Origin of the sequence: Cuneatibacter sp. NSJ-177 (assembly GCF_022867805.1) — a bacterium.
GTDB lineage: Bacteria > Bacillota > Clostridia > Lachnospirales > Lachnospiraceae > Pseudolachnospira.
In genome coordinates this window covers 1,168,795-1,187,936 of sequence record NZ_JALIFO010000006.1, presented here as the reverse complement: position 1 = coordinate 1,187,936, position 19,142 = coordinate 1,168,795, and the positions used below count along the sequence as shown (strand labels likewise).

Sequence of the window (19,142 nt, the reverse complement as noted above, 5' to 3'; positions counted from 1 at the left end):
CTGCGGAATGGTTCTTCATACAGTGCTCGCATGATTCCATGTCTCCGGCACCGCGCCGCTTGGAGTTCCGATCGCCGACGCGATATCCGATCCGCTCTGTGGATTGTGCCGCTGCTCCTCGAATCCAGGCCGGCGGCACGATCTCAGATCCACTTCGTGGAACATTATATCATATTACATTCCGGAAAGAAAGACTTTCTTTTTTCGCGTCAGGCCGTTTCCTCAAACTGAGAATTGTAAAGCTGGGCGTAGAATCCGTCCTGGGCCATCAGCTCTTCATGGTTGCCCTGTTCGATGATATCCCCATCCTTCATGACCAGGATCAGATCCGCATCCCGAATGGTGGAAAGCCGGTGGGCGATCACAAAACTGGTGCGCCCTTTCATCAGGTTATCCATCGCTTTCTGGATCAGCTGTTCGGTTCTGGTATCCACCGAGCTAGTGGCCTCATCCAGAATCAAAATCCGGTTATCCGCCAAGATGGCGCGCGCAATGGTCAAGAGCTGTTTTTGTCCCTGAGACACATTGCTGGCTTCCTCGTTCAGCTCCATCTGATAGCCGCCGGGCAGCGTCTGGATAAAGCGATGGGCATGGGCCGCCTTGGCCGCCGCGATCACTTCCTCATCCGTAGCATCCAATCTGCCGTAACGGATGTTTTCCATAATCGTTCCCTTGAACAGCCAGGTGTCCTGCAATACCATGCCAAAGGCTTCCCGGAGCTTCGTCCGTTCGAATTCCTTGACATCGTGGCCGTCGATCAGGATGCGGCCGCTGTTGACGTCGTAGAAACGCATCAGCAGCTTCACCATCGTGGTCTTTCCGGCTCCGGTCGGCCCGACGATGGCGATTTTTTTGCCGGGGGCAATCTCTTCACTGAAATCGTGGATGATAATTTTCTCCGGCGTATATCCGAACTGGACGTGCTCAAAGGTCACGGATCCCTGGAGTTTTTCCATCGGAACCGGGCAGCCTTCGCCCTGATCTTCCTCGGCCTCGTTCAAAAATTCAAAGACCCGCTCCGCCGCAGCCGCCATGGACTGGAGCATATTGGAGACCTGGGCTAATTGATTGATCGGCTGGGTAAATTGGCGCACGTACTGGATAAAGGATTGAATGTCTCCCACCTCGATGGTCCCGCGGACCGTCAAGATGCCGCCGAGGATTGCCACAGCCACGTACCCCAGATTCCCCACAAAGGTCATCAGAGGCTGCATCAGTCCCGAAAGGAACTGAGACTTCCAAGCGGATTCATAGAGAGCTCCGTTGGTTTCGTCAAATTCTTTGATCACCATCTCCTGACGGTTAAACGCAGTCACCACGTTCTGGCCGCCGAAGGTTTCCTCGATCTGACCATTGATCTTGCCGAGGGAACTCTGCTGCTTCACAAAGTATTTCTGGGAATGCTTTACGATATTCATCACCAGGAAGGCGGAAACCGGCAGAATCAGCAGGGCGATCAGCGTCATCCAGACGCTGATCGAGAGCATCATCACCAAGACCCCGACCATGGTGGTGACGGAGGTGATCAGCTGAGTGATACTTTGGTTCAGGCTCTGTCCCAAGGTGTCCACATCGTTGGTGACACGGGATAAAACTTCCCCGTGAGGGCGGCTTTCAAAATACCCCAGGGGCATCCGGCTGATTTTTTCCGAGATTTCCCGTCTCATCCGATAGGTGACTTTTTGTGAGATTCCGGTCATGATCCAGCCCTGTACAAAGTTGAGGGCAGCGCTCAGGACGTAGAGTCCCAGCAAAAACAGCAGGATCGTTCCAATCTTGTCAAAATCAATGCCCCCTAGGCCGGATACCTTCGAGGTCAGTCCCTCAAAGACGGCTGTCGTGGCCTTTCCCAGAATTTTCGGGCCGGCTACGTTAAAAATCGTGCTGCCCACGGCAAAGATCAATACCGCCAAAACGGCAAATTTGTAGCGGCCGATATAAGCGACGAGCTTCCCAATCGTACCCTTAAAGTCTTTCGGCTTCTCGCCGGTACCTCGATGCCCTCTTCCCATCGGACCTCTCGGCGGCCGGGCCGTCCGGTTTGCCTGTTCACTCATGGGAAACACCTCCTTTCTTCACGCCGTCCAGCTCGGCTTCGGACAGCTGGCTTCTGGCAATCTGCTGATACGTTTCACAGCTCTCCAATAACTCTTCATGGGTGCCGGTTCCCACGACACGCCCCTCATCCATCACGATAATCTGTTCCGCATGAAGGATGGTGCTGATCCGCTGTGCCACGATCAGCACGGTGCTGTCCGCTACCTTTTCTTTCAGCGCTGTCCGCAGCGTAACATCCGTCTTATAGTCCAGAGCGGAAAAACTGTCGTCAAACAGATAAACTTTCGGCGCTTTGGCGATTGCCCTGGCGATGGAGAGGCGTTGCTTTTGTCCTCCGGAGACATTGCCGCCGCCCTGGGAGATATAAGTATCGTAGCGATCCGGTTTTTCTTCGATGAATTCCGTGGCCTGGGCGATCTCCGCCGCCTGCGTCACCACTTCATCCGGCGCTTCAGGGCATCCATAACGAATATTTTCCGCGATGCTGCCGGAAAATAAAATCCCTTTCTGCGGAACATAGCCCAACCGCTCCCGCAGCTCGTGCCGGTCCATCTGGCGGATATCCACCCCATCCAGCAGAATCTCGCCGCCGGTCACATCGTACAGACGCGGTATTAAATGCACCAGCGTCGATTTTCCGCTTCCGGTACTTCCGATCACCGCCGTGGTCTCTCCGGGCCGGGCCGTGAAACTGATATGTTCCAGCACATCCTCTTCCGCATTGGGGTAATGGAAGGAAACATCCCGAAACTCCAGCACGCCTCTGTTTTGCTCCGGCAGAACCGTCTTTTCCGCATCCCGAATGCTGGGCTCGGTATCCAGCACCTCCCGGATCCGGTTGGCGGCCACGATGGCGCGGGGCAGCATGATCGACATCATGGTCAGCATCAGGAAGGACATGATAATCTGCATGGTATAGGTGATAAACGCCATCAGATCGCCGACCTGCAGCTTTCCCAAATCAATGTGATGGGATCCGACCCATACGATCAGTACGGTAACTCCATTCATCACGAACATCATGGCCGGCATCATAAAGGTCATCACCCGGTTGGTGAACAGCATAGTCTTCGTCAGGTCCCGGTTGGCGCCGTCAAACCGTTCTTCCTCATGCCGTTCCCGGCTGAACGCGCGGATGACAGGAAGTCCCGTCAGAATCTCTCTGGTCACCAGGTTCAGGCGGTCGACCAAGGTCTGCATTTTCTTGAATTTCGGCATGGCCATGGAGGTCAAAAGCAGGACGATCCCCACCACAACCAATACAGCCAGCGCGATCACCCAGGTCATCGAGGTATTGGTCTGCATGACCCGGAAGACTCCGCCGATTCCGATAATCGGGGCGTACAAAACCATCCTAAGCAAAAGCATCACGACCATCTGCACCTGCTGCACGTCGTTGGTGCTCCGGGTGATCAGAGATGCGGTGGAAAACTGATCCATCTCCGCGTTGGAAAAGGACACGACTTTCCGAAACACCTGGCCGCGCACGCCGCGGCTCATGGACGCCGCCACACGGGACGCGCAGAAGCTGACGGACACGGAAACCACCAGCATGATTAGGGCTAGGCCCATCATCTTCGCCCCGGTTTTCCACATGTAGGAATTCTGGATGGCTTCCAGATCCAGCCCGCAGGCGGACGCTTCGGTCTTTACCCAGGAACGCGCCATCTGGTTCACCATGGACTCTCCCAATTCCTGATACTGCGCCTCCGCCTTCTCCCGCATTGCAGCCGCGGCTTCGGAGTCTATCATCGAAATCTGATCTCCGACTGTGGAACGGAGCAGGATCGGCATGGAGAAAATGGCGTCCGCCTTCTCCCAATCGCTCTTTTTCATCTCCGTCAGACGGCAGATTTCCCCCTCTTCGGTGTAGAGGGATTCCACATAGGTTTGATCCTCCTGGTTCATAAACACTTTCAGATGATCCAGTTCGCTGCGCCGGATTGCCGTGGGCGTCACATGCTCAATCCCATTGTACTGGATTCCGGTATCTACGATATCCGAAGTGTAGGCCGGCAGCGCCAGATCGCAGTACGCCTGCACGACCAGGAGGACGACGACCAGACATACAGTTTTCCAGTATGGCCGGACAAATCTCAAAATACTTTTCATACAGATCCCTTCTTCGCTTCTTTTAATTCTTGTTCCATCAAGAGAAATAACTTGTTCAGCAGACGGGTCAGCTCCTCCGTGTCTTCCTTACCCATTCGGGCCATCAGCCGGGAGGACACCTCATCCATGTGTGTTTTTGCCTGCTCCAGGATTGCTTCCCCTGCCTCCGACAGCGTAATGTAGGTGACACGCCGGTCGGACGGATCGGGCAGACGCATAATATAGCCTTTGTCCTCCACGCTTCTCAGCATCTTCGATGCGGCCGGATTGGTAATTTCCAGTTCCAAGGCCAGCTCGGAAACCGCGATTCCCAGTACCTTCTGCCCCTCCCGTTTTTTTCTGCACAAAAACCGTTTGATGGTTGCCAGCATAAAAAATTCGCTGGGCGGCAGCCCCTCGCAGAAGTTAAGATACCGGCGCAGGCCATGGAACTGCTGCGTAACCCGGATCAACTCCTCCATCTGTTGATCTTTCATTTTTCTCATGGTTCTCCCTCGCTCTCAATAATTAACCCCGAACAATAGTTGCTTTGGTTAACATTTATCCATTATAACTTCTTCTTGTTGATTGTCAAGATGAGAAATAGAAAATTTTTGTAAAAAAAATAGGAACAAGGAAGCCCGGATTCCGCTTCCCTGTTCCCATTTTTTCTTTGAATACTGAGTTGATTCCCCACCAACATGGAGCTGGTAAACTGCATTGCGTCTGAATTTTTATCGATACTTTAATAAGGTTCCCTGTCCCGTTTTCAAAGCTTTTTCGTAGCAAAGCTGCCCCAGCGCAATATCGCTGGTGGAAAGCCCCCGGTGCCAGAACAAAATCTTCTCGTCCTCTTTCTCCCGGCCCGGCTTCTTTCCAGCCACAATCTCTCCCAGTTCTCCATACAACGTCTCCGCCGTCAGTTTTCCGGTCTCCACGTGGCGGCGCAGGCTTCCCAGGATTCCTCCTTTACACTGCCCCCAGTCATCCACCACGATCTTATCCATCACATCCGTCAGGGATAGCTCCACTGCGCTGATGGTTCCGTAAGGGACTACAAAATTGCCGGGCCGCACCCATTCGGTTTTCAGCAAAGGAGTCGGGGTGGTCAGCCGCGTGGCCTCTACCATGATGTCCGCCCCCTTCAGGCACGCCTCGCTGTCTTCTGCGATTGTCACCGGCTTGCCCAGCCTTTCGGTCAGGCGGCGGGCAAAGGCTTCCACGGACTCCCGTCTCCGGCTGTTGACCCGGATCTCCTCAAAGTGATAGAGAGAATCCAGCAAAACAACATTCCAGAAAGCCGTTCCTCTGGATCCCAAATGGCCTAAAATCCGGTTTTCCCGGTTTGCCAGATATTTTGCGCCGATGGCCGTCATGGCTCCGGTCCGCATGGAAGTGATTTCGGTCGCATCGATGACAGCCCGCGGAGCCCCTGTCCTCGGATCGTACAAGTTCAGCAAAGCCATCTCCGAAGGGAGATTCTGCTTATAATTATCCACGTAATCTCCCACCACCTTGACGCCTGCCACATTCATCGGCTCAATATAGCCTCTCAGTACATTAAAATGGCCGTTGAATTCCGGATTGGGAATCAGGTGGACGCGCGGCTCAATGACCGTCTGCTGATTTCCCTGGGCTTTCAGGCTTTGCTCCACCGCGCCCAGGATCTCCTCGTTGGACAGCTCCAGCTTCTCGATGTCCATGGCGTTTAAATATAATAAATCCATATTTACTCCTCCTTTGATTTTCCAAAGTCATCCGGCAGCGCCAGCCGGCCCAACAGTTCACCCGAACGCAGAAGTTCATAGGCTGCCTCAATATCATCCGATATCATTCGGTTATCCGAATCATAGAAGGCGACCCGCTCCCGCAGGATATCATGAACCTGCCCGGTAATCCGTCCAAACTGCTTCTCCGGGCGAAGGTCCATCGCCTGGGCCGCATGAATCATCTCGATGCCCAGGACATAGTACAGGAGGTCTATCATTTTCTCCAATTTCTGCACCACATAAGGCGCGTTGGTGCTCCGGTCTTCAATCCCTCCGGCCAGCGGAATGCTGTCCATGGAGACCGGATTTGCCAGATGGCGAATCTCGGCATCCAGAGCAGTGTAAGTCTTCTGGAGCGTCGAGAAGGCAATCGTGGTTTGATTCGGCGACAAATTCCTGGACAGCCCGGTAAAGCGGGGATCCGCAAACTTCACCGTCCGCAGGCAGGATGCCTTGGAGAGATGGGACAAGGCGATCGCCAGCATCTCCATCGGAAGAACCCAGGCCAAAGGCTCAAAGTTTCCCGTAGGCATAATATCCCGTTCTTCCAGGACCATGCAGGGATTGTCGTCAGAAGAATTGATCTGTACGGTCAGTTCCCGGCAGGCAAAGTCCCAGGCGTCCCGGATGGAACCGTGGAGCTGGGCGATATTCCGGTAGGACAGCGGATCCTGCAGCGGTTTTTCCGCATCCGGCCGGTAGAGGTCACTGCCTTCTAAATACCGGTTCATGGCCTGAGCCGTCGCTTTTTGATTCTCATAGCCCCGTTTTTCGTAGGCGGCCGGCTTAAGCTGCGTGGTATTGCCGTTTAATCCCTCCAGAGATAGACAGGCCACAAGATCGGCCATCGCAAGAAGGCGGCCGATATCGTAAAGCACCAGGGCGCCGTGCCCTGCGCTCAGCGCATTGGAACTCATGATGGCCAGTCCGTCTTTCTCCAGGGGAATAACCGGGGAAAGCCCTTCCAGGCGCAGAATCTGTTCTGTTGGAAGGATCTCGCCGCGGTACTCTGCTTTTCCGCCGCCGGTCATGGCCAGAGCGATATGGGACATCGGGCCGATGTCCGCCTGACCGATGGACCCTTTCATTGGCAGAACCGGGTGGATCTTTCGGTTTAAAAATTCTTCAAACTGATTTGCTATGGCGGGCGTAATCCCGGTACAGTTGGAAAGCAGGCAGTTCAGCCGCACCAGCATCACCGCGCGCACCACCTCGACCGGAGCGTCCGGACGGATTCCCACGGTATGGGAATAAATCACATTCCGGTTAAAGCGTTCGATAAACTCTTTTGTCACCTTCTGGTCTTTATTCCATCCCACGCCGGTATTGCACCCATAAATCGGGATATCCTTTCCGGCCAGCTCAAATACCAGCTCTCTGGCCTCTTGCAGCGCTTTTCGGGATTCCTGTGAGATGGAAACCGTCTCTCCCTTTCTGGCAACCCGGACCACCCCTTCCAGGGTCAGCCCTTTTCCATCTAAAATCACGATGTTTTCACCCCCTGTAAAACGGCTCGCTCATCGGCCGCACTTCGAACCTGGCTTTGCCGCATTTCATAGGAACTGCTTGGAAGAAGAGCTTCGTTGTCTGTTCCTGTGTAGTAAATATAGTTTATCATTTGACAAACCGGTTGTAAAACAGTAAAATCTCATTAAACTATTGATTTTTTTAATAGTAAATTCAAGGGAAATGAGGAATAAAGATGACATTCCGTCACATGATGATTTTCCGAGAAGTGGCCGCCTGCTGTAATATGACCGCAGCCGCTAAGAATTTATACCTGTCCCAGTCCACGGTAAGCCTGGCTGTGGCTGAGATTGAAAAAACCTATCAGATCCGCCTTTTCTCCCGCCTGGGGAAGCGTTTAAAACTGACCGAACAGGGGGAGCTTTTGCTGCATTATGTGGATCGGATCCTGGCTCTCTGTCAGGAAATGGATTCGGCCCTCCGGGAAATCCACACCCGCCAGATCCATATCGGCTCCACCTTCATCGCGTTCTCCTGTCTTTTGCAGGAACTTATCGTGCAGTATCATATCCAGTATCCGGACACCACAACCCGTTTTACCATTGACGAACCTCATGTCCTGGAAAGAAAACTGGAAAGCAGCGAGCTGGATATCGCGCTGAGCGAATATCCGGGAAACCATGGCGGATTGGTCTATACGCCTCTGCTGGAGGATTCCTTTGTACTTATCTGCAGCCCTTCCCACCCGTTTGCCGGCCGGGACACCTTGTCCTGTGCAAATTTTGGGACGGAGCCGCTCTTGCTGCGGGAGGAAGGCAACAGTACCCGGACCGCCATCGAAGCCGCGATGCGCGAAAAGAAGCTGGAACTCTGTCAGGGACCGGTCTTCCACAATATCGACGCACTGAAAAAGGCGGTAGAAGAAAACAAGGGGGTATCCATCGTATCGGAAATGCTAATTCAAAAAGAATTGGCGGAAGGCCGTCTCCATGCCTGCCGCCTGACCGATCTGCATCTGCAGCGAGGGTTTTCCCTGATTTACCGAAAGGACCGGGAATACCGGCCCCAAGTGAAAGAATTTATCGATCTCTGCCGCCGGCTGGCGGCCTCGTCGGATTTCCAGAGCCTAAAAGTTAACGGCGGACCTGACATTCGTCGATCTTGATATCCACCAGGATAATGTCCTCCCCGATCTGGCGGACTTGGCAAAAGGGGATGACATATTCGCTGTCACGGCCAAGAAAACCGCAGAACTGGGCCGGTCCGGGAACGATCAGGGCCAGGATCTGACCGTTGCAGATATCAAAGTCCAAATCTGCCACAAAGCCAAGGCGCCTGCAGTCGCAGACATTGATCACTTCTTTTTCCTGTAAATCGCAGATGCGCATACCGATCCCTCCGAAAGGTTCTTTCTATCATGGTATGCGCTTTTATCTGTTTTGTGTATAAAAGTTAAACACGCCCAAATTCCGAAAGCTCCAATCCCGGATTCCGGTCCTGAACCATACCGACGCTCCAGCTGTTGACAAAGAGGAGGAGCGGGCGGCCCTTTAGATCCTTGATCCGTTTCATATCCGAGGTACCCTGGATCTTCTCCGCGTCGATCTCCTGATTCTCGATCCAGCGGATATATTCATAAGGAAGCTGTTCCAGCTTCGCCTCCACGTTGTACTCGTTTTCCAGGCGGTACATCAGCACGTCAAACTGAAGGACGCCGACCACACCGACGATGATCTCTTCCATGCCGGTATGAAACTCCTGGAAGATCTGAATCGCGCCTTCCTGGGCAATCTGAGAAATCCCTTTGATAAACTGTTTCCGCTTCATGGTATCCACCTGCCGCACCCTCGCAAAATGCTCCGGAGCAAAGGTCGGAATCCCCTCAAAGGCAAACTTCTCCGAACCCGCGCAGAGGGTGTCCCCGATGGAAAAAATCCCCGGATCAAAAACGCCGATGATATCTCCGGCATAAGCCTCCTCGACGATGGTCCGTTCCTGGGCCATCATCTGGGTGGACTGGGAAAGGCGGATCTTCTTCCCACCCTGGATGTGGTTCACTTCCATGCCCGTCTCATATTTTCCGGAACAGATCCGCATGAATGCGATCCGGTCCCGGTGGGCCTTATTCATGTTGGCCTGGATCTTGAACACAAAGGCGGAAAAAGGCTCCTTTACCGGATCGATGACCCCGCAGTCCGCCACACGGGGCGTCGGCGGCAGCGTCATATTTAAGAAATGCCGAAGGAAGGTTTCTACGCCGAAATTTGTCAAGGCGGAGCCAAAGAAAACAGGGCTCAGCTGACCTTTCAGCACCATCTCCATATCGAGTTCCTGACCGGCGCCGTCCAACAGCTCAATCTCTTCTTTTAGCTGATCCAGAGCCATCGGGCCGATCTCGCTTAAAGCCTCTTCGCTCTCCGGATCCAGATGTTTGGTCTCGATCTCCCGCTGTCCGGCTCCCTCGGCCGTGAAGGTGGTGATCTTCTTGATATCTCTCTCGAACACGCCTTTGAAGGACTTTCCGGAGCCGATGGGCCAGTTGACCGGGCATGTCTCAATCCCCAGCACGTTTTCGATATCTTCCATCAGCTCAAACGGATCCTTGGCCTCCCGGTCCATTTTGTTAATGAAGGTAAAAATCGGGATATGCCGCATCATACAGACCTTGAACAGTTTGATGGTCTGGGCCTCCACGCCCTTGGAACCATCCACGACCATGACCGCGGAATCCGCAGCCATCAGCGTCCGGTAGGTATCCTCGGAAAAGTCCTGATGCCCCGGCGTATCCAAAATATTGATGCAGTAATCGTCATAGTGAAACTGCAGCACCGACGAGGTGACAGAGATTCCTCTCTCCTTTTCGATCTCCATCCAGTCGGAGACCGCATGCTTCGCCGTCTTCTTTCCCTTTACGGACCCGGCCAGGTTGATGGCTCCTCCGTAGAGCAAAAATTTCTCCGTCAATGTGGTTTTACCGGCATCCGGATGGGAAATGATCGCGAATGTCCGGCGTTTCTTTATCTCTTCTGCTAAATCTGCCACAAAAAGCTCCTCCTGTTACTCTTTGATGCGCGCCGCAATGGCGTCTAAAATCTTCATTGCCACCTCGTCCTTACTCAGCATCGGAAGGGACTCCTCCGAATCTTTGGTGATCAGCGTGACGATATTGGTGTCCACGCCGAACCCCGCGCCTTCCTGCCGCAGGTTGTTGGCAACAATCATATCAATATTCTTCTTCTCCAATTTTTTCCTAGAATTCTCCAACATATGCTCGGTTTCCATGGAAAATCCGCAAAGGAACTGTCCGGGGCGTCTGGCCGCGCCGGCGGAGGCCAGGATATCGTCGGTCCGCTCCAGCGGGAGCACCGAATCTCCGTCCATCTTCTTAATTTTCTCCGCGGCGATATTTTGGGGCCGGTAATCGGCGACCGCCGCCGCCATGATCAGGATATCCTGTTCCGACGCCCGGCTCATCACCGCCTCATACATCTGCCGCGCCGACACCACCTCGACGACATCCACAAACCGGGGCTTCGGCGTCTCGGTCTTTCCGGTCACCAGCGTCACTTTAGCGCCCCGCAGAAATGCCGCCTTGGCAATGGCGTATCCCATCTTTCCCGTGGAATGATTCGTTAAAAACCGAACCGGGTCCAGGGCTTCTCTGGTCGGGCCTGCCGTCACCAGCACACGTTGCCCGTTAAAGTCTTTTTCTGCTCCGATCACGGCTTCCAGGTAATCCAGGATCACTTCCTCATTGGCAAGCTTTCCTTTGCCTACATCGCCGCAGGCCAAAAATCCCTCCTCCGGCTCAACCAAGGTAAACCCGTGACGCCGCAAGGTTTCCAGGTTTTCCCTGGTAGCCGGGTTTTCATACATCCGGGTATTCATCGCCGGGGCCGCAAGCTTGGGGCAGTCGCAGGCCAGCACAGTCGTGGTCAGCATATCGTCGGCGATGCCGTGGGCCATCTTCGCCAGCACATTGGCGGAGGCCGGAGCGATCAGACAGGCGTCCGCCCACTGGGCCAGCGAGATATGCTCCACCTTGATTTCGAAATTCCGGTCAAAGGTATCCACAAGGCACTTTCTGCCGGTCAGCTGTTCAAAGGTCAGCGGCGTCAAAAACTGAGTGGCATTCTTTGTCATGACCACCTGGACATTCGCCCCTTTTTTGATCAGGGCGCGGGCCAGGTAGGCGCTTTTATAGCAGGCGATGCTGCTGGAAACGCCTAGTATGATATTTTTTCCCTGCAACATATTGGACTCCTATCTGTTTACTATGGAAGTGGTTTATGATATAATCTGGTTAATTCTGCTATACCGATTTATCAGTGTAGCATATTTTTGAAGAAATGTCTACGAGGCAGGAGGGCTAATTTGCCATGATTTTGACCATCGATATCGGAAATACCGTGATCACTGTGGGCACCGTCAGCAAAACCGGAACCCATTTCGTGGAGCACATTTCCACCGACACCAAAAAGACGGATCTGGAATACGCCATCGCGTTCCGCACGATCCTGGAGCTTTATCAAATTCCATCCCGGCCGCTGACCGGAAGCATCCTCTCCTCAGTCGTCCCGCCGCTGACCGCCGTGATCAACCGCGCCCTGACGAAGATCATCGGAAAACCGGCATTGGTCGTGGGCCCCGGCGTGAAAACCGGTCTTCCGATCCGGATTGACAATCCGGCCCAGCTTGGCAGCGATATGGTAGTAAACGCCGTGGCCGCAGCGGCAGAATACCCGCTGCCTCTGATCCTAATCGACATGGGCACGGCCACAACCCTCTCCGTCATCGATGAAAACGGCTCTTATTTGGGCGGAGCGATTTTGCCCGGAGCCGGAATCGCCCTGGATTCCCTTGTGAACCGCACCGCACAGCTTCCGCGTATTTCCTTTGAAGCGCCGGATACGGCCATTGCCAAGAATACGGTGGATTCGATGAAATGCGGGATTGTATACGGAAATGCAGCCATGCTGGACGGTATGATCGACCGGATGGAGGGAGAGCTCGGACGTCCCGCCCACGCCGTCGCCACCGGCGACCTGGCGAAAGCCGTTATCCCTCACTGTACGCATCCTATTTTATACGATGAGATGCTGCCGATGAAGGGCTTGTACCGCATTTATATGAAAAATCGTACGGACGGCTGAACAGGAGGACGACATGATTCTAGCAGTTGACATAGGAAACAGCAACATTGTAGTGGGAGCCATTGACCGGGAAAGGGTTTATTTTGTCGAACGGTTTTCCTCCGACCCCCGCAAGACGGATTTGGAGTACGCGATTGCACTCCGGACAGTTCTGGAACTTCATGAGATTATGCCGGATCAATTAAAGGGAAGCGTCATTTCCTCTGTGGTGCCCCCGGTGACCGCCACTTTAAACCGGGCTCTTCAAAAGATTATCGGAACCCCGGCTCTCATCGTCGGTCCCGGAATCAAAACCGGCCTTGCCATCCGCATGGATGATCCGGCCAAGGTCGGAAGCGATCTGATCGTCGACGCGGTCGCCGGTGTGGCCGGGTATCCGCTTCCGCTGATTTTGATCGACATGGGCACGGCCACGACACTCTCCATCGTGGGGAGAGGTCCCGCTTATCTCGGAACCATCATCGCTCCCGGAGCCCAGGTGGCCCTGGACGCATTAATTCAGACCACCTCCCAGCTACCGCGGATTCCCTTTGAATCTCCCCGGAAAATCATCGGAACCAACACCGTGGACTGTATCAAAAGCGGTATCATCCTGGGAAACGCCTCGATGCTGGACGGGCTGATCGACCGGGTGGAATTGGAGCTGGGCGAGACGGCCACCGTCGTCGCAACCGGCGGCCTGGCCTCCTCCATCGTCCCCCACTGCCGCCATTTGGTCCAGGTGGACGAAAACCTCCTTCTGCGGGGACTGTACCTGATCTATCAGAAAAACAACGGAAGCGTCTGCTGTTCATATTCCTGAAAAGACGACAGGAGCGGCGGGGCCTGCGACAAAAGGATTTCCGCCCGCTCCTTATCCAATATCCATCTTTTCACATCCTCTTCTTTTAACACCAAAGGCATCCGGTCATGGACGCCTTGCAGAGAACGATTGGCCTCCGTCGTCAGGATGACGAAACAATTCATCTCCTCAAAGCAGCGGTAAAAACCAGCCAAGTACAAAATTTTCTTTTCCCTTCCGGTAAAACTTACCTTCTCCCCCTTTGGATTCCACTCATAAAACCCTCCGGCCGGGATTGCGCAGCGGCGAAACAGCATACTGTCACGGAACAAACTTTTTTCCATCGCCGTTTCAGCACGGGCATTAAAAATCACCTGGGAACGCTCATGTCCCGGAAATCCCCAGCGCATGGAGGCCAGCACCAGGCGGTGCTTTTGGGCATCCGAACACACCACCCAAGCTAAATCCGCCGGATGTACGTCGCCCTCGCCCACCGTCTCGCTTCTCGTGTCCAGAAGGTCGGCCAGTGTCAATGCCTCCTGTGCCGCTTCATAAGTAAAATAATATCTTCCGCACATAAATGATTCCCCTTTTCCGACGTAAAATTCTTGATTTATTCCTACTTTATTCTACCAAACTATCTTTGACTTTACAAGCTGTTCCGGAAAAAACCATCAGTGGAGCAAACGCCGGATATCAAGCAGACCCCACCCCTCCTTTGTCACAGGCGCCCCTGTCTTCCGGCAGCTTTCACGCAGAGCCAGTTTGACGTCCACATTGGTCATATACGGATATTTTTCCAACAGCAGGGCAACGGCTCCGGATACAATGGGCGTCGACATCGAAGTGCCGCTTTTCATCGTATAATAGCGGGACCGCGGCGTCGGACATACATTACAGGATATGATGCTGGATCCCGGCGCAATCACCTCCGGCTTTAGAATACACTCGGCGGTCGGCCCCCTTCCCGAATAATTCTGCATCCGGTTCCCGTGAATCTCCACCCGTCTCCCGTCATCCGAGGATCCTACGGTGATCACTTTCCGGCTGATGCCGGGTGTGGTCACCGTGCCTTCTCCCGGTCCGTTGTTTCCCGCCGCCACAACCACCACGATTCCGGCGTCCCAGAGCTTGTTTACGTTCTGGACCAGAGGGGAATCCTCGCTGGAATCTCCTTTTGTCTTTGTCCCGACGGAAATATTGACTACGCGGATATTATATTTTTTCTGGTTCTCCAGAATCCAGGACAAGCCCATCATCATATGGGACAGGCTTCCGTTCCCCTTGGAGTCCAGTACCTTGATGCTGATGATCCGGCATCCGGGAGCAATACCTGCGTATTGTCCCATCGACATCCGTCCGCTGCCGCCGATTACCCCCGCCACATGGGTACCGTGGCCGTTGTCGTCGTAGGGCTCCGTCCAGAGATGGAGCGTATCTTGAAACGCGTCGATCCGGTCCTCAAAATCCCGGTGGGGAAAGATGCCGGTGTCCAAAATTGCGACGCCGATTCCCGCCCCGCTGAGCCCGGCCCGATGGGCTGCGTCGGCATGGACGGCTCGAAATGCCTCCTGCATTGAGCTCACCTTCTTTTTTCTCTTATTCTATTCAGAAAAAAGACGTCCGGTGCCAAAAGGGAAAAGCATACGGAAACATTGACACCGATTACCCGCCATGCTACACTTTTTGTTGTTATAAGAACAAGACAATAGGAGGACTGTATGGAAAAACAAGCGATTCTCGCGGTCAGTTTCGGAACCAGCTATCCGGAGACCCGTGAAAAAACCATTGACAGAATCGAAGAAGATATGAGGCAGGCTTACCCGGACGATACCGTGTACCGTGCATGGACCAGCAAAATGATTATCCGAAAACTTCGGGAACGGGATCATATGATCGTACCGACAGTCCCGGAAGCTCTGGAGCAGATCAAGAAAGACGGCGTCACCGATCTGATCGTTCAGCCGACGCACATCATCAATGGAATTGAAAATGACCAGATGAAAGAAGATGTTTTGGCTCAGAAGGAATTCTTCCGCTCTGTCCGGTTTGGAACCCCGCTGCTGACTACCACCGAAGACAACATTGCTGTATTAACAGCTTTGATGGAGGAATACAAGGAGATTCCAAAGGAGGATGCGATCGTCTTCATGGGCCACGGCACCACCCACCATGCCAATGCGGTCTATGCGGCGCTGGACTATACCTTGAAAGACCTGGGATATCCCCGCGCCTTTATGGGAACCGTGGAGGCATATCCATCCCTGATCCATATTTTCCGGCGTCTCAACGAGACGGATGTCCAAAGGGTCCATCTAGTTCCCTTTATGCTGGTGGCCGGAGACCATGCCAACAATGACATGGCCAGCGACGACGATGATTCCTGGCGCTCCCAGTTTGAGGCGGCCGGCTACGAGGTGGTCTGCCACTTGAAGGGGCTGGGGGAATATGAGGGGATCCGGAAAATATACCTGGAACACTTGGCGCAGAGTATCCGCTCCTAAAAGATTTTGCGGCATCCCTTCGATTTATATCCGGATTGGCGTCAGGAATTCAGCATCAAAAACGCGCCCAGATTTCCCCGTTTCCCCTGGGTCGCCCGATGGGAAAACAGGAGATCCGAATGACAGCAGGTACAAATCCCGGAGGAGGCAAGGTGATCCTCTCTGATCCCGGCGGACAACAAGATTTTCCGGTTGGCATTCCAGAGATCCAGCTGATATTTCTTTTCCGGCTTTTCCTCTAAAATTTCCGGCCAGTCCGTCTCCGGAAACACAAGACGGAATTCCTCTGCCACATCCTCGCTGACTTCATAGCAGCTCTGACAAATGCTGGGGCCGATGCAGGCCAAAATCTGCCCCGGCTCACAGCCGAAGACTTCCTGCATCCGCTCTACGGTCACAGCCCCCATCCGACCCACGGTTCCCCGCCAGCCGGAATGGCTGAGGGCGATCACCCGTTTTACCGGGTCCAAAAAGAAGAGCGGCACACAATCCGCATAGGAGGTCACCAGCATCAGACCCGGTTCATCGGTCAAAAGCCCGTCCACATCCGTGTAATCCCGCTCTCGGACCACGCCTTTCCCTGCATCTTCCCTGGTTACGATCCGCAGGTTCGTCGTGTGGGTCTGCTGGGACAGCACCATCTGTTCCGGCGGGACGCCGAGCGCCGTTCCCATCCGCCGGTAATTCTCCCGGACATGCTCCGGATCATCTCCCCGGTTTCCCGCAAAGTTCATCGTGGCAAACATCCCCTTGCTGACGCCGCCTTTTCTCGTGGAAAAAGCATGGGTCACCATCCCCTCCCGCTCCAGAAGCGGAAAGGTCAGAAAGGTCACCCCCGCCTTCTCTTGTTCTTTCATTCCCCATTCCATCTTAAATTCCTCCAAACGCATTTTGAAAATGGACGATGGTTCCGTCGCCCCCGATGGCTATCACGTCGAACCGGCAGCAGGTATCCGGCGGCGTTCCCTGCTGAATCAGATAGAATTGAGCCACCCGGCGGATCTTTTTTTGCTTCGCCTGGTTGACCGCCTCCTCCGGGCTTCCATATAAGCCCCCACTGCGGTATTTGACTTCGACAAAGACTAAGGTATCTCCGTCCTTAGCCACCAGATCAATCTCTCCGATCCGGCAGCGGTAATTCTTTTGAAGCACGCAAAGCCCTTCCGCCTGCAAATAAGCAGCCGCTTTTTCCTCGAAGCAGCTGCCCACCATTCTCTGATTCATTCTTTTTCTCCGGTGAAATTTTTAATAAACGACCGCCGGTGGATCGGACACGGCCCAAATTCCCTTATGGCTGCGATGTGTGCCGCCGTGCCATAGCCTTTATGGCCGGCAAATCCATATTCCGGATACAGTTCATCATACTGGCGCATCATCCGGTCCCTGGTTACCTTAGCCAGGATACTGGCCGCCGCGATGGATACGCTCTTCGCATCTCCTTTGATGATGGGTACTTGAGGCAAAGCGATTCCCGGTATCGTCACCGCATCGTTCAGCAGGACCTCCGGCTTCACCGAAAGCTTCGAGACGGCCTGGCGCATCGCCTCATAAGTAGCCTGCAAGATGTTGATTTCATCAATCGTTTCCGCGCTGACGATCCCGACGCCGAAAGCAATGGCTTTTTCTTTTATTTCATCAAAGAGCAGCTCTCTGCGCCGCTCCGTCACTTTCTTGGAATCATTCAGATAAAAAATCTCCGCCTCCCTCGGCAGGATCACCGCAGCGGCCACCACCGGCCCTGCCAGCGGACCGCGGCCCGCCTCATCGATCCCGCAGACCGGGGCCAGATCCCCATACTGTCTTTCGTAGCTTCGCATCTGTTCCAGACGCAGGCGTTCCTGCTCCGGATCCAATTTCTTTGGCATATCTTCTCCTCATTGATGCTGTAAAAGCCCCATATCCTTTAACGGCCAAAACCGAAAGAAGGCTTTTCCGGCAATCTGATCTTGCTTCACCGCCCCCACGGAGGCGCTCCGGCTGTCGCCGCTGTTGTTCCGGTTGTCCCCCAGGACAAAATATTCCTCTTCCCCCAGCACAAAAGGCTCTGACGCGAGACCTGCCGCTTCCATCGGCTCCATCCCGTAATGTTCTTCCAACACTTCTCCGTCGATCGTGATCACGCCGTCTGCAATCTGTACGGTCTCGCCGGGGAGGCCGATGACCCGCTTGATGAACAGGGTCCCTTTGCCGTCCAGAGAATCGAACACAATGATATCAAACCGTTTGGGATGCTGGTAGGCAACCTTTTGTACAATCAACATATCGCCGTTATGGAGCGTCGGCTGCATGGAGTCGCCGTTCACAATCGCGGCCCGGCCGATAAAAAGCAGGATCAATACCGCAGCCGCAGAGACCAGCAAAAAGACGATGGCCGTATTCAAAAAATCCTCCACGAACCCCGGATATTCCCGCGCTGCCGTCTTTTGTTTCAGACGTTCCTTGGCTTTGTGTTTGTTCACTGCGCCCCCATTTCTTCCTGCGGCCGCTCCAGACTGATCCCTCCCAGACGGCCGTTCCGCAGATCATCGAGAAATAGCCGAATCGCCTTGCCGGTGTCCGGTTCTCCGCCTTTTTGCAGGCAGTTGCGCACTTTGGCAATTTCCTGCAAAATCTCATAGGGAGAGTTTTCCTCTTCCGCGCCGTAGCGCTCTTTCAGAACACCCGGATACCACTTTTGCAAAAACCGGATCCCCTCTGCCGCCAGCTCTCTCAGATCCAGTATTTCATCGTTGACCGACCCGATCAGAGCCAGGCGGACGCCGGTTGTCTCATCCTCAAACCGAGGCCACAGGATACCGGGCGTATCCAGAAGTTCTACGTTTTTATTCAGCCGGATCCACTGGTTCCCCTTGGTGACTCCCGGCTTATTGCCGGTTTTCGCAGCAGCTTTTCTCGCCAGGGAATTGATAAAGGTGGATTTTCCCACATTGGGGATTCCCACCACCATGGCCCGCACCGGCCGGTTCAGAATTCCCCTTCTCCGGTCTCTCTCAGTCTTTTCCTTACAGGCTTCCTGGATGGCATTCTGCACGGTTTTCATTCCCGTACCGCTTTTGGCGTTCAGGCGGACCGCCAAAATGCCTTTTTGAGCAAACCATTCCTCCCACTGACGGTTCACTTTCTCATCCGCCAAATCGGATTTGTTCAGGAGAATCAGACGGGCCTTGTTCTGCGCCAGCCGGTCGATGTCCGGATTCCGGCTGCTGGCCGGGACCCTCGCATCCACCAGCTCGATGACCAGATCCACCAGCTTGATGTCCGCCTCCATCGCCCGCTTCGCCTTTGTCATATGTCCCGGATACCACTGTATTTTCATTCT

General features: G+C 54.1%; 19 protein-coding genes. 4 read left to right on the top strand and 15 right to left on the bottom strand.

The window, feature by feature from the left end:
- Positions 1 to 209: 209 nt before the first annotated feature.
- From MUB23_RS13355 to MUB23_RS13335, 5 genes are all read right to left on the bottom strand, one after another.
- Positions 210 to 2,057: an ABC transporter ATP-binding protein gene (locus MUB23_RS13355; RefSeq protein WP_244801090.1), complete on the bottom strand. Its 1,848-nt coding sequence runs from the start codon at positions 2,055 to 2,057 to the stop codon at positions 210 to 212.
- Positions 2,050 to 4,170, bottom strand: a complete 2,121-nt coding sequence (locus tag MUB23_RS13350; protein ID WP_244801089.1) for an ABC transporter ATP-binding protein — start codon at positions 4,168 to 4,170, stop codon at positions 2,050 to 2,052. Before MUB23_RS13350 ends, MUB23_RS13355 begins: the two co-directional genes overlap by 8 nt.
- Positions 4,167 to 4,646 carry a MarR family winged helix-turn-helix transcriptional regulator gene (locus MUB23_RS13345; RefSeq protein ID WP_244801088.1) on the bottom strand — a complete coding sequence of 160 codons (480 nt, stop codon included), beginning with the start codon at positions 4,644 to 4,646 and terminating at the stop codon, positions 4,167 to 4,169. The genes MUB23_RS13350 and MUB23_RS13345 overlap by 4 nt, the downstream gene beginning before the upstream one ends.
- Positions 4,647 to 4,883: 237 nt before the next feature.
- The gene (locus MUB23_RS13340) at positions 4,884 to 5,876 is read right to left on the bottom strand and encodes an ornithine cyclodeaminase family protein (protein ID WP_244801087.1); all 993 of its coding nucleotides are present in this window, start codon (positions 5,874 to 5,876) and stop codon (positions 4,884 to 4,886) included.
- Between the two features lie 2 nt (positions 5,877 to 5,878).
- Positions 5,879 to 7,405 (bottom strand): HAL/PAL/TAL family ammonia-lyase, encoded by a 1,527-nt coding sequence (locus tag MUB23_RS13335; protein WP_244801086.1) that lies wholly within the window; start codon positions 7,403 to 7,405, stop codon positions 5,879 to 5,881.
- Between the two features lie 215 nt (positions 7,406 to 7,620).
- Here MUB23_RS13335 and MUB23_RS13330 point away from each other — a divergent pair, with 215 nt between their 5' ends.
- Complete coding sequence (locus MUB23_RS13330) at positions 7,621 to 8,550, top strand: LysR family transcriptional regulator (RefSeq protein WP_244801085.1); 930 nt, start codon at positions 7,621 to 7,623, stop codon at positions 8,548 to 8,550.
- Here MUB23_RS13330 and MUB23_RS13325 read toward each other — a convergent pair.
- The 3 genes from MUB23_RS13325 to coaBC form a co-directional block, all read right to left on the bottom strand.
- Positions 8,519 to 8,773: a PRC-barrel domain-containing protein gene (locus MUB23_RS13325; protein WP_244801084.1), complete on the bottom strand. Its 255-nt coding sequence runs from the start codon at positions 8,771 to 8,773 to the stop codon at positions 8,519 to 8,521. The two genes, MUB23_RS13330 and MUB23_RS13325, sit on opposite strands and share 32 nt — an antisense overlap.
- A 64-nt stretch (positions 8,774 to 8,837) precedes the next feature.
- On the bottom strand, positions 8,838 to 10,427 hold the full coding sequence (locus tag MUB23_RS13320; RefSeq protein ID WP_244801083.1) for a peptide chain release factor 3: 1,590 nt from the start codon (positions 10,425 to 10,427) through the stop codon (positions 8,838 to 8,840).
- A gap of 15 nt (positions 10,428 to 10,442) precedes the next feature.
- Complete coding sequence (gene coaBC / locus MUB23_RS13315; protein WP_244801082.1) at positions 10,443 to 11,639, bottom strand: bifunctional phosphopantothenoylcysteine decarboxylase/phosphopantothenate--cysteine ligase CoaBC; 1,197 nt, start codon at positions 11,637 to 11,639, stop codon at positions 10,443 to 10,445.
- A gap of 125 nt (positions 11,640 to 11,764) precedes the next feature.
- Between coaBC and MUB23_RS13310 the strand changes: the two genes are divergently transcribed.
- Both MUB23_RS13310 and MUB23_RS13305 read left to right on the top strand, forming a co-directional pair.
- Entirely contained in the window at positions 11,765 to 12,538 is a 774-nt protein-coding gene (locus MUB23_RS13310; RefSeq protein WP_244801081.1) for a type III pantothenate kinase, read from the top strand.
- Positions 12,539 to 12,551: 13 nt separating this feature from the next.
- The gene (locus MUB23_RS13305; RefSeq protein ID WP_244801080.1) at positions 12,552 to 13,340 is read left to right on the top strand and encodes a type III pantothenate kinase; all 789 of its coding nucleotides are present in this window, start codon (positions 12,552 to 12,554) and stop codon (positions 13,338 to 13,340) included.
- Here the strand turns inward: MUB23_RS13305 and MUB23_RS13300 are convergent.
- Both MUB23_RS13300 and MUB23_RS13295 read right to left on the bottom strand, forming a co-directional pair.
- On the bottom strand, positions 13,301 to 13,897 hold the full coding sequence (locus MUB23_RS13300) for an SOS response-associated peptidase (protein WP_244801079.1): 597 nt from the start codon (positions 13,895 to 13,897) through the stop codon (positions 13,301 to 13,303). The two genes, MUB23_RS13305 and MUB23_RS13300, sit on opposite strands and share 40 nt — an antisense overlap.
- Before the next feature lie 96 nt (positions 13,898 to 13,993).
- Positions 13,994 to 14,896: a S8 family peptidase gene (locus MUB23_RS13295; protein ID WP_244801078.1), complete on the bottom strand. Its 903-nt coding sequence runs from the start codon at positions 14,894 to 14,896 to the stop codon at positions 13,994 to 13,996.
- A gap of 144 nt (positions 14,897 to 15,040) precedes the next feature.
- Between MUB23_RS13295 and MUB23_RS13290 the strand changes: the two genes are divergently transcribed.
- The gene (locus MUB23_RS13290; RefSeq protein ID WP_244801077.1) at positions 15,041 to 15,823 is read left to right on the top strand and encodes a sirohydrochlorin cobaltochelatase; all 783 of its coding nucleotides are present in this window, start codon (positions 15,041 to 15,043) and stop codon (positions 15,821 to 15,823) included.
- A 41-nt stretch (positions 15,824 to 15,864) separates the two neighbouring features.
- On the opposite strand, the gene pgeF is transcribed toward MUB23_RS13290, so the two are convergent.
- Genes pgeF through ylqF form a run of 5 tightly spaced genes read right to left on the bottom strand, consistent with a single transcriptional unit; the run spans position 15,865 to position 19,139 of the window.
- The gene (gene pgeF, locus MUB23_RS13285) at positions 15,865 to 16,692 is read right to left on the bottom strand and encodes a peptidoglycan editing factor PgeF (protein ID WP_244801076.1); all 828 of its coding nucleotides are present in this window, start codon (positions 16,690 to 16,692) and stop codon (positions 15,865 to 15,867) included.
- A gap of 1 nt (position 16,693) precedes the next feature.
- Entirely contained in the window at positions 16,694 to 17,047 is a 354-nt protein-coding gene (locus tag MUB23_RS13280; protein ID WP_244801075.1) for a YraN family protein, read from the bottom strand.
- Positions 17,044 to 17,688 carry a ribonuclease HII gene (locus MUB23_RS13275; protein ID WP_244801074.1) on the bottom strand — a complete coding sequence of 215 codons (645 nt, stop codon included), beginning with the start codon at positions 17,686 to 17,688 and terminating at the stop codon, positions 17,044 to 17,046. Before MUB23_RS13275 ends, MUB23_RS13280 begins: the two co-directional genes overlap by 4 nt.
- Before the next feature lie 9 nt (positions 17,689 to 17,697).
- Positions 17,698 to 18,282: a signal peptidase I gene (lepB, locus tag MUB23_RS13270; protein WP_244801073.1), complete on the bottom strand. Its 585-nt coding sequence runs from the start codon at positions 18,280 to 18,282 to the stop codon at positions 17,698 to 17,700.
- A complete protein-coding gene (ylqF, locus tag MUB23_RS13265) occupies positions 18,279 to 19,139 on the bottom strand; it encodes a ribosome biogenesis GTPase YlqF (RefSeq protein ID WP_244801072.1) in 861 nt (286 codons plus the stop codon). The genes lepB and ylqF overlap by 4 nt, the downstream gene beginning before the upstream one ends.
- Positions 19,140 to 19,142 lie beyond the last annotated feature (3 nt).

Bases quoted from the DNA above. Each gene is read 5' to 3' on its own strand.
- MUB23_RS13355 (WP_244801090.1), bottom strand. From the start codon at position 2,057: ATGAGTGAACAGGCAAACCGGACGGCCCGGCCGCCGAGAGGTCCGATG.
- MUB23_RS13350 (WP_244801089.1), bottom strand. From the start codon at position 4,170: ATGAAAAGTATTTTGAGATTTGTCCGGCCATACTGGAAAACTGTATGT.
- MUB23_RS13345 (WP_244801088.1), bottom strand. From the start codon at position 4,646: ATGAAAGATCAACAGATGGAGGAGTTGATCCGGGTTACGCAGCAGTTC.
- MUB23_RS13340 (WP_244801087.1), bottom strand. From the start codon at position 5,876: ATGGATTTATTATATTTAAACGCCATGGACATCGAGAAGCTGGAGCTG.
- MUB23_RS13330 (WP_244801085.1), top strand. From the start codon at position 7,621: ATGACATTCCGTCACATGATGATTTTCCGAGAAGTGGCCGCCTGCTGT.
- MUB23_RS13325 (WP_244801084.1), bottom strand. From the start codon at position 8,773: ATGCGCATCTGCGATTTACAGGAAAAAGAAGTGATCAATGTCTGCGAC.
- coaBC (WP_244801082.1), bottom strand. From the start codon at position 11,639: ATGTTGCAGGGAAAAAATATCATACTAGGCGTTTCCAGCAGCATCGCC.
- MUB23_RS13310 (WP_244801081.1), top strand. From the start codon at position 11,765: ATGATTTTGACCATCGATATCGGAAATACCGTGATCACTGTGGGCACC.
- MUB23_RS13305 (WP_244801080.1), top strand. From the start codon at position 12,552: ATGATTCTAGCAGTTGACATAGGAAACAGCAACATTGTAGTGGGAGCC.
- MUB23_RS13300 (WP_244801079.1), bottom strand. From the start codon at position 13,897: ATGTGCGGAAGATATTATTTTACTTATGAAGCGGCACAGGAGGCATTG.
- MUB23_RS13295 (WP_244801078.1), bottom strand. From the start codon at position 14,896: ATGCAGGAGGCATTTCGAGCCGTCCATGCCGACGCAGCCCATCGGGCC.
- MUB23_RS13290 (WP_244801077.1), top strand. From the start codon at position 15,041: ATGGAAAAACAAGCGATTCTCGCGGTCAGTTTCGGAACCAGCTATCCG.
- pgeF (WP_244801076.1), bottom strand. From the start codon at position 16,692: ATGGAATGGGGAATGAAAGAACAAGAGAAGGCGGGGGTGACCTTTCTG.
- MUB23_RS13280 (WP_244801075.1), bottom strand. From the start codon at position 17,047: ATGAATCAGAGAATGGTGGGCAGCTGCTTCGAGGAAAAAGCGGCTGCT.
- MUB23_RS13275 (WP_244801074.1), bottom strand. From the start codon at position 17,688: ATGCCAAAGAAATTGGATCCGGAGCAGGAACGCCTGCGTCTGGAACAG.
- ylqF (WP_244801072.1), bottom strand. From the start codon at position 19,139: ATGAAAATACAGTGGTATCCGGGACATATGACAAAGGCGAAGCGGGCG.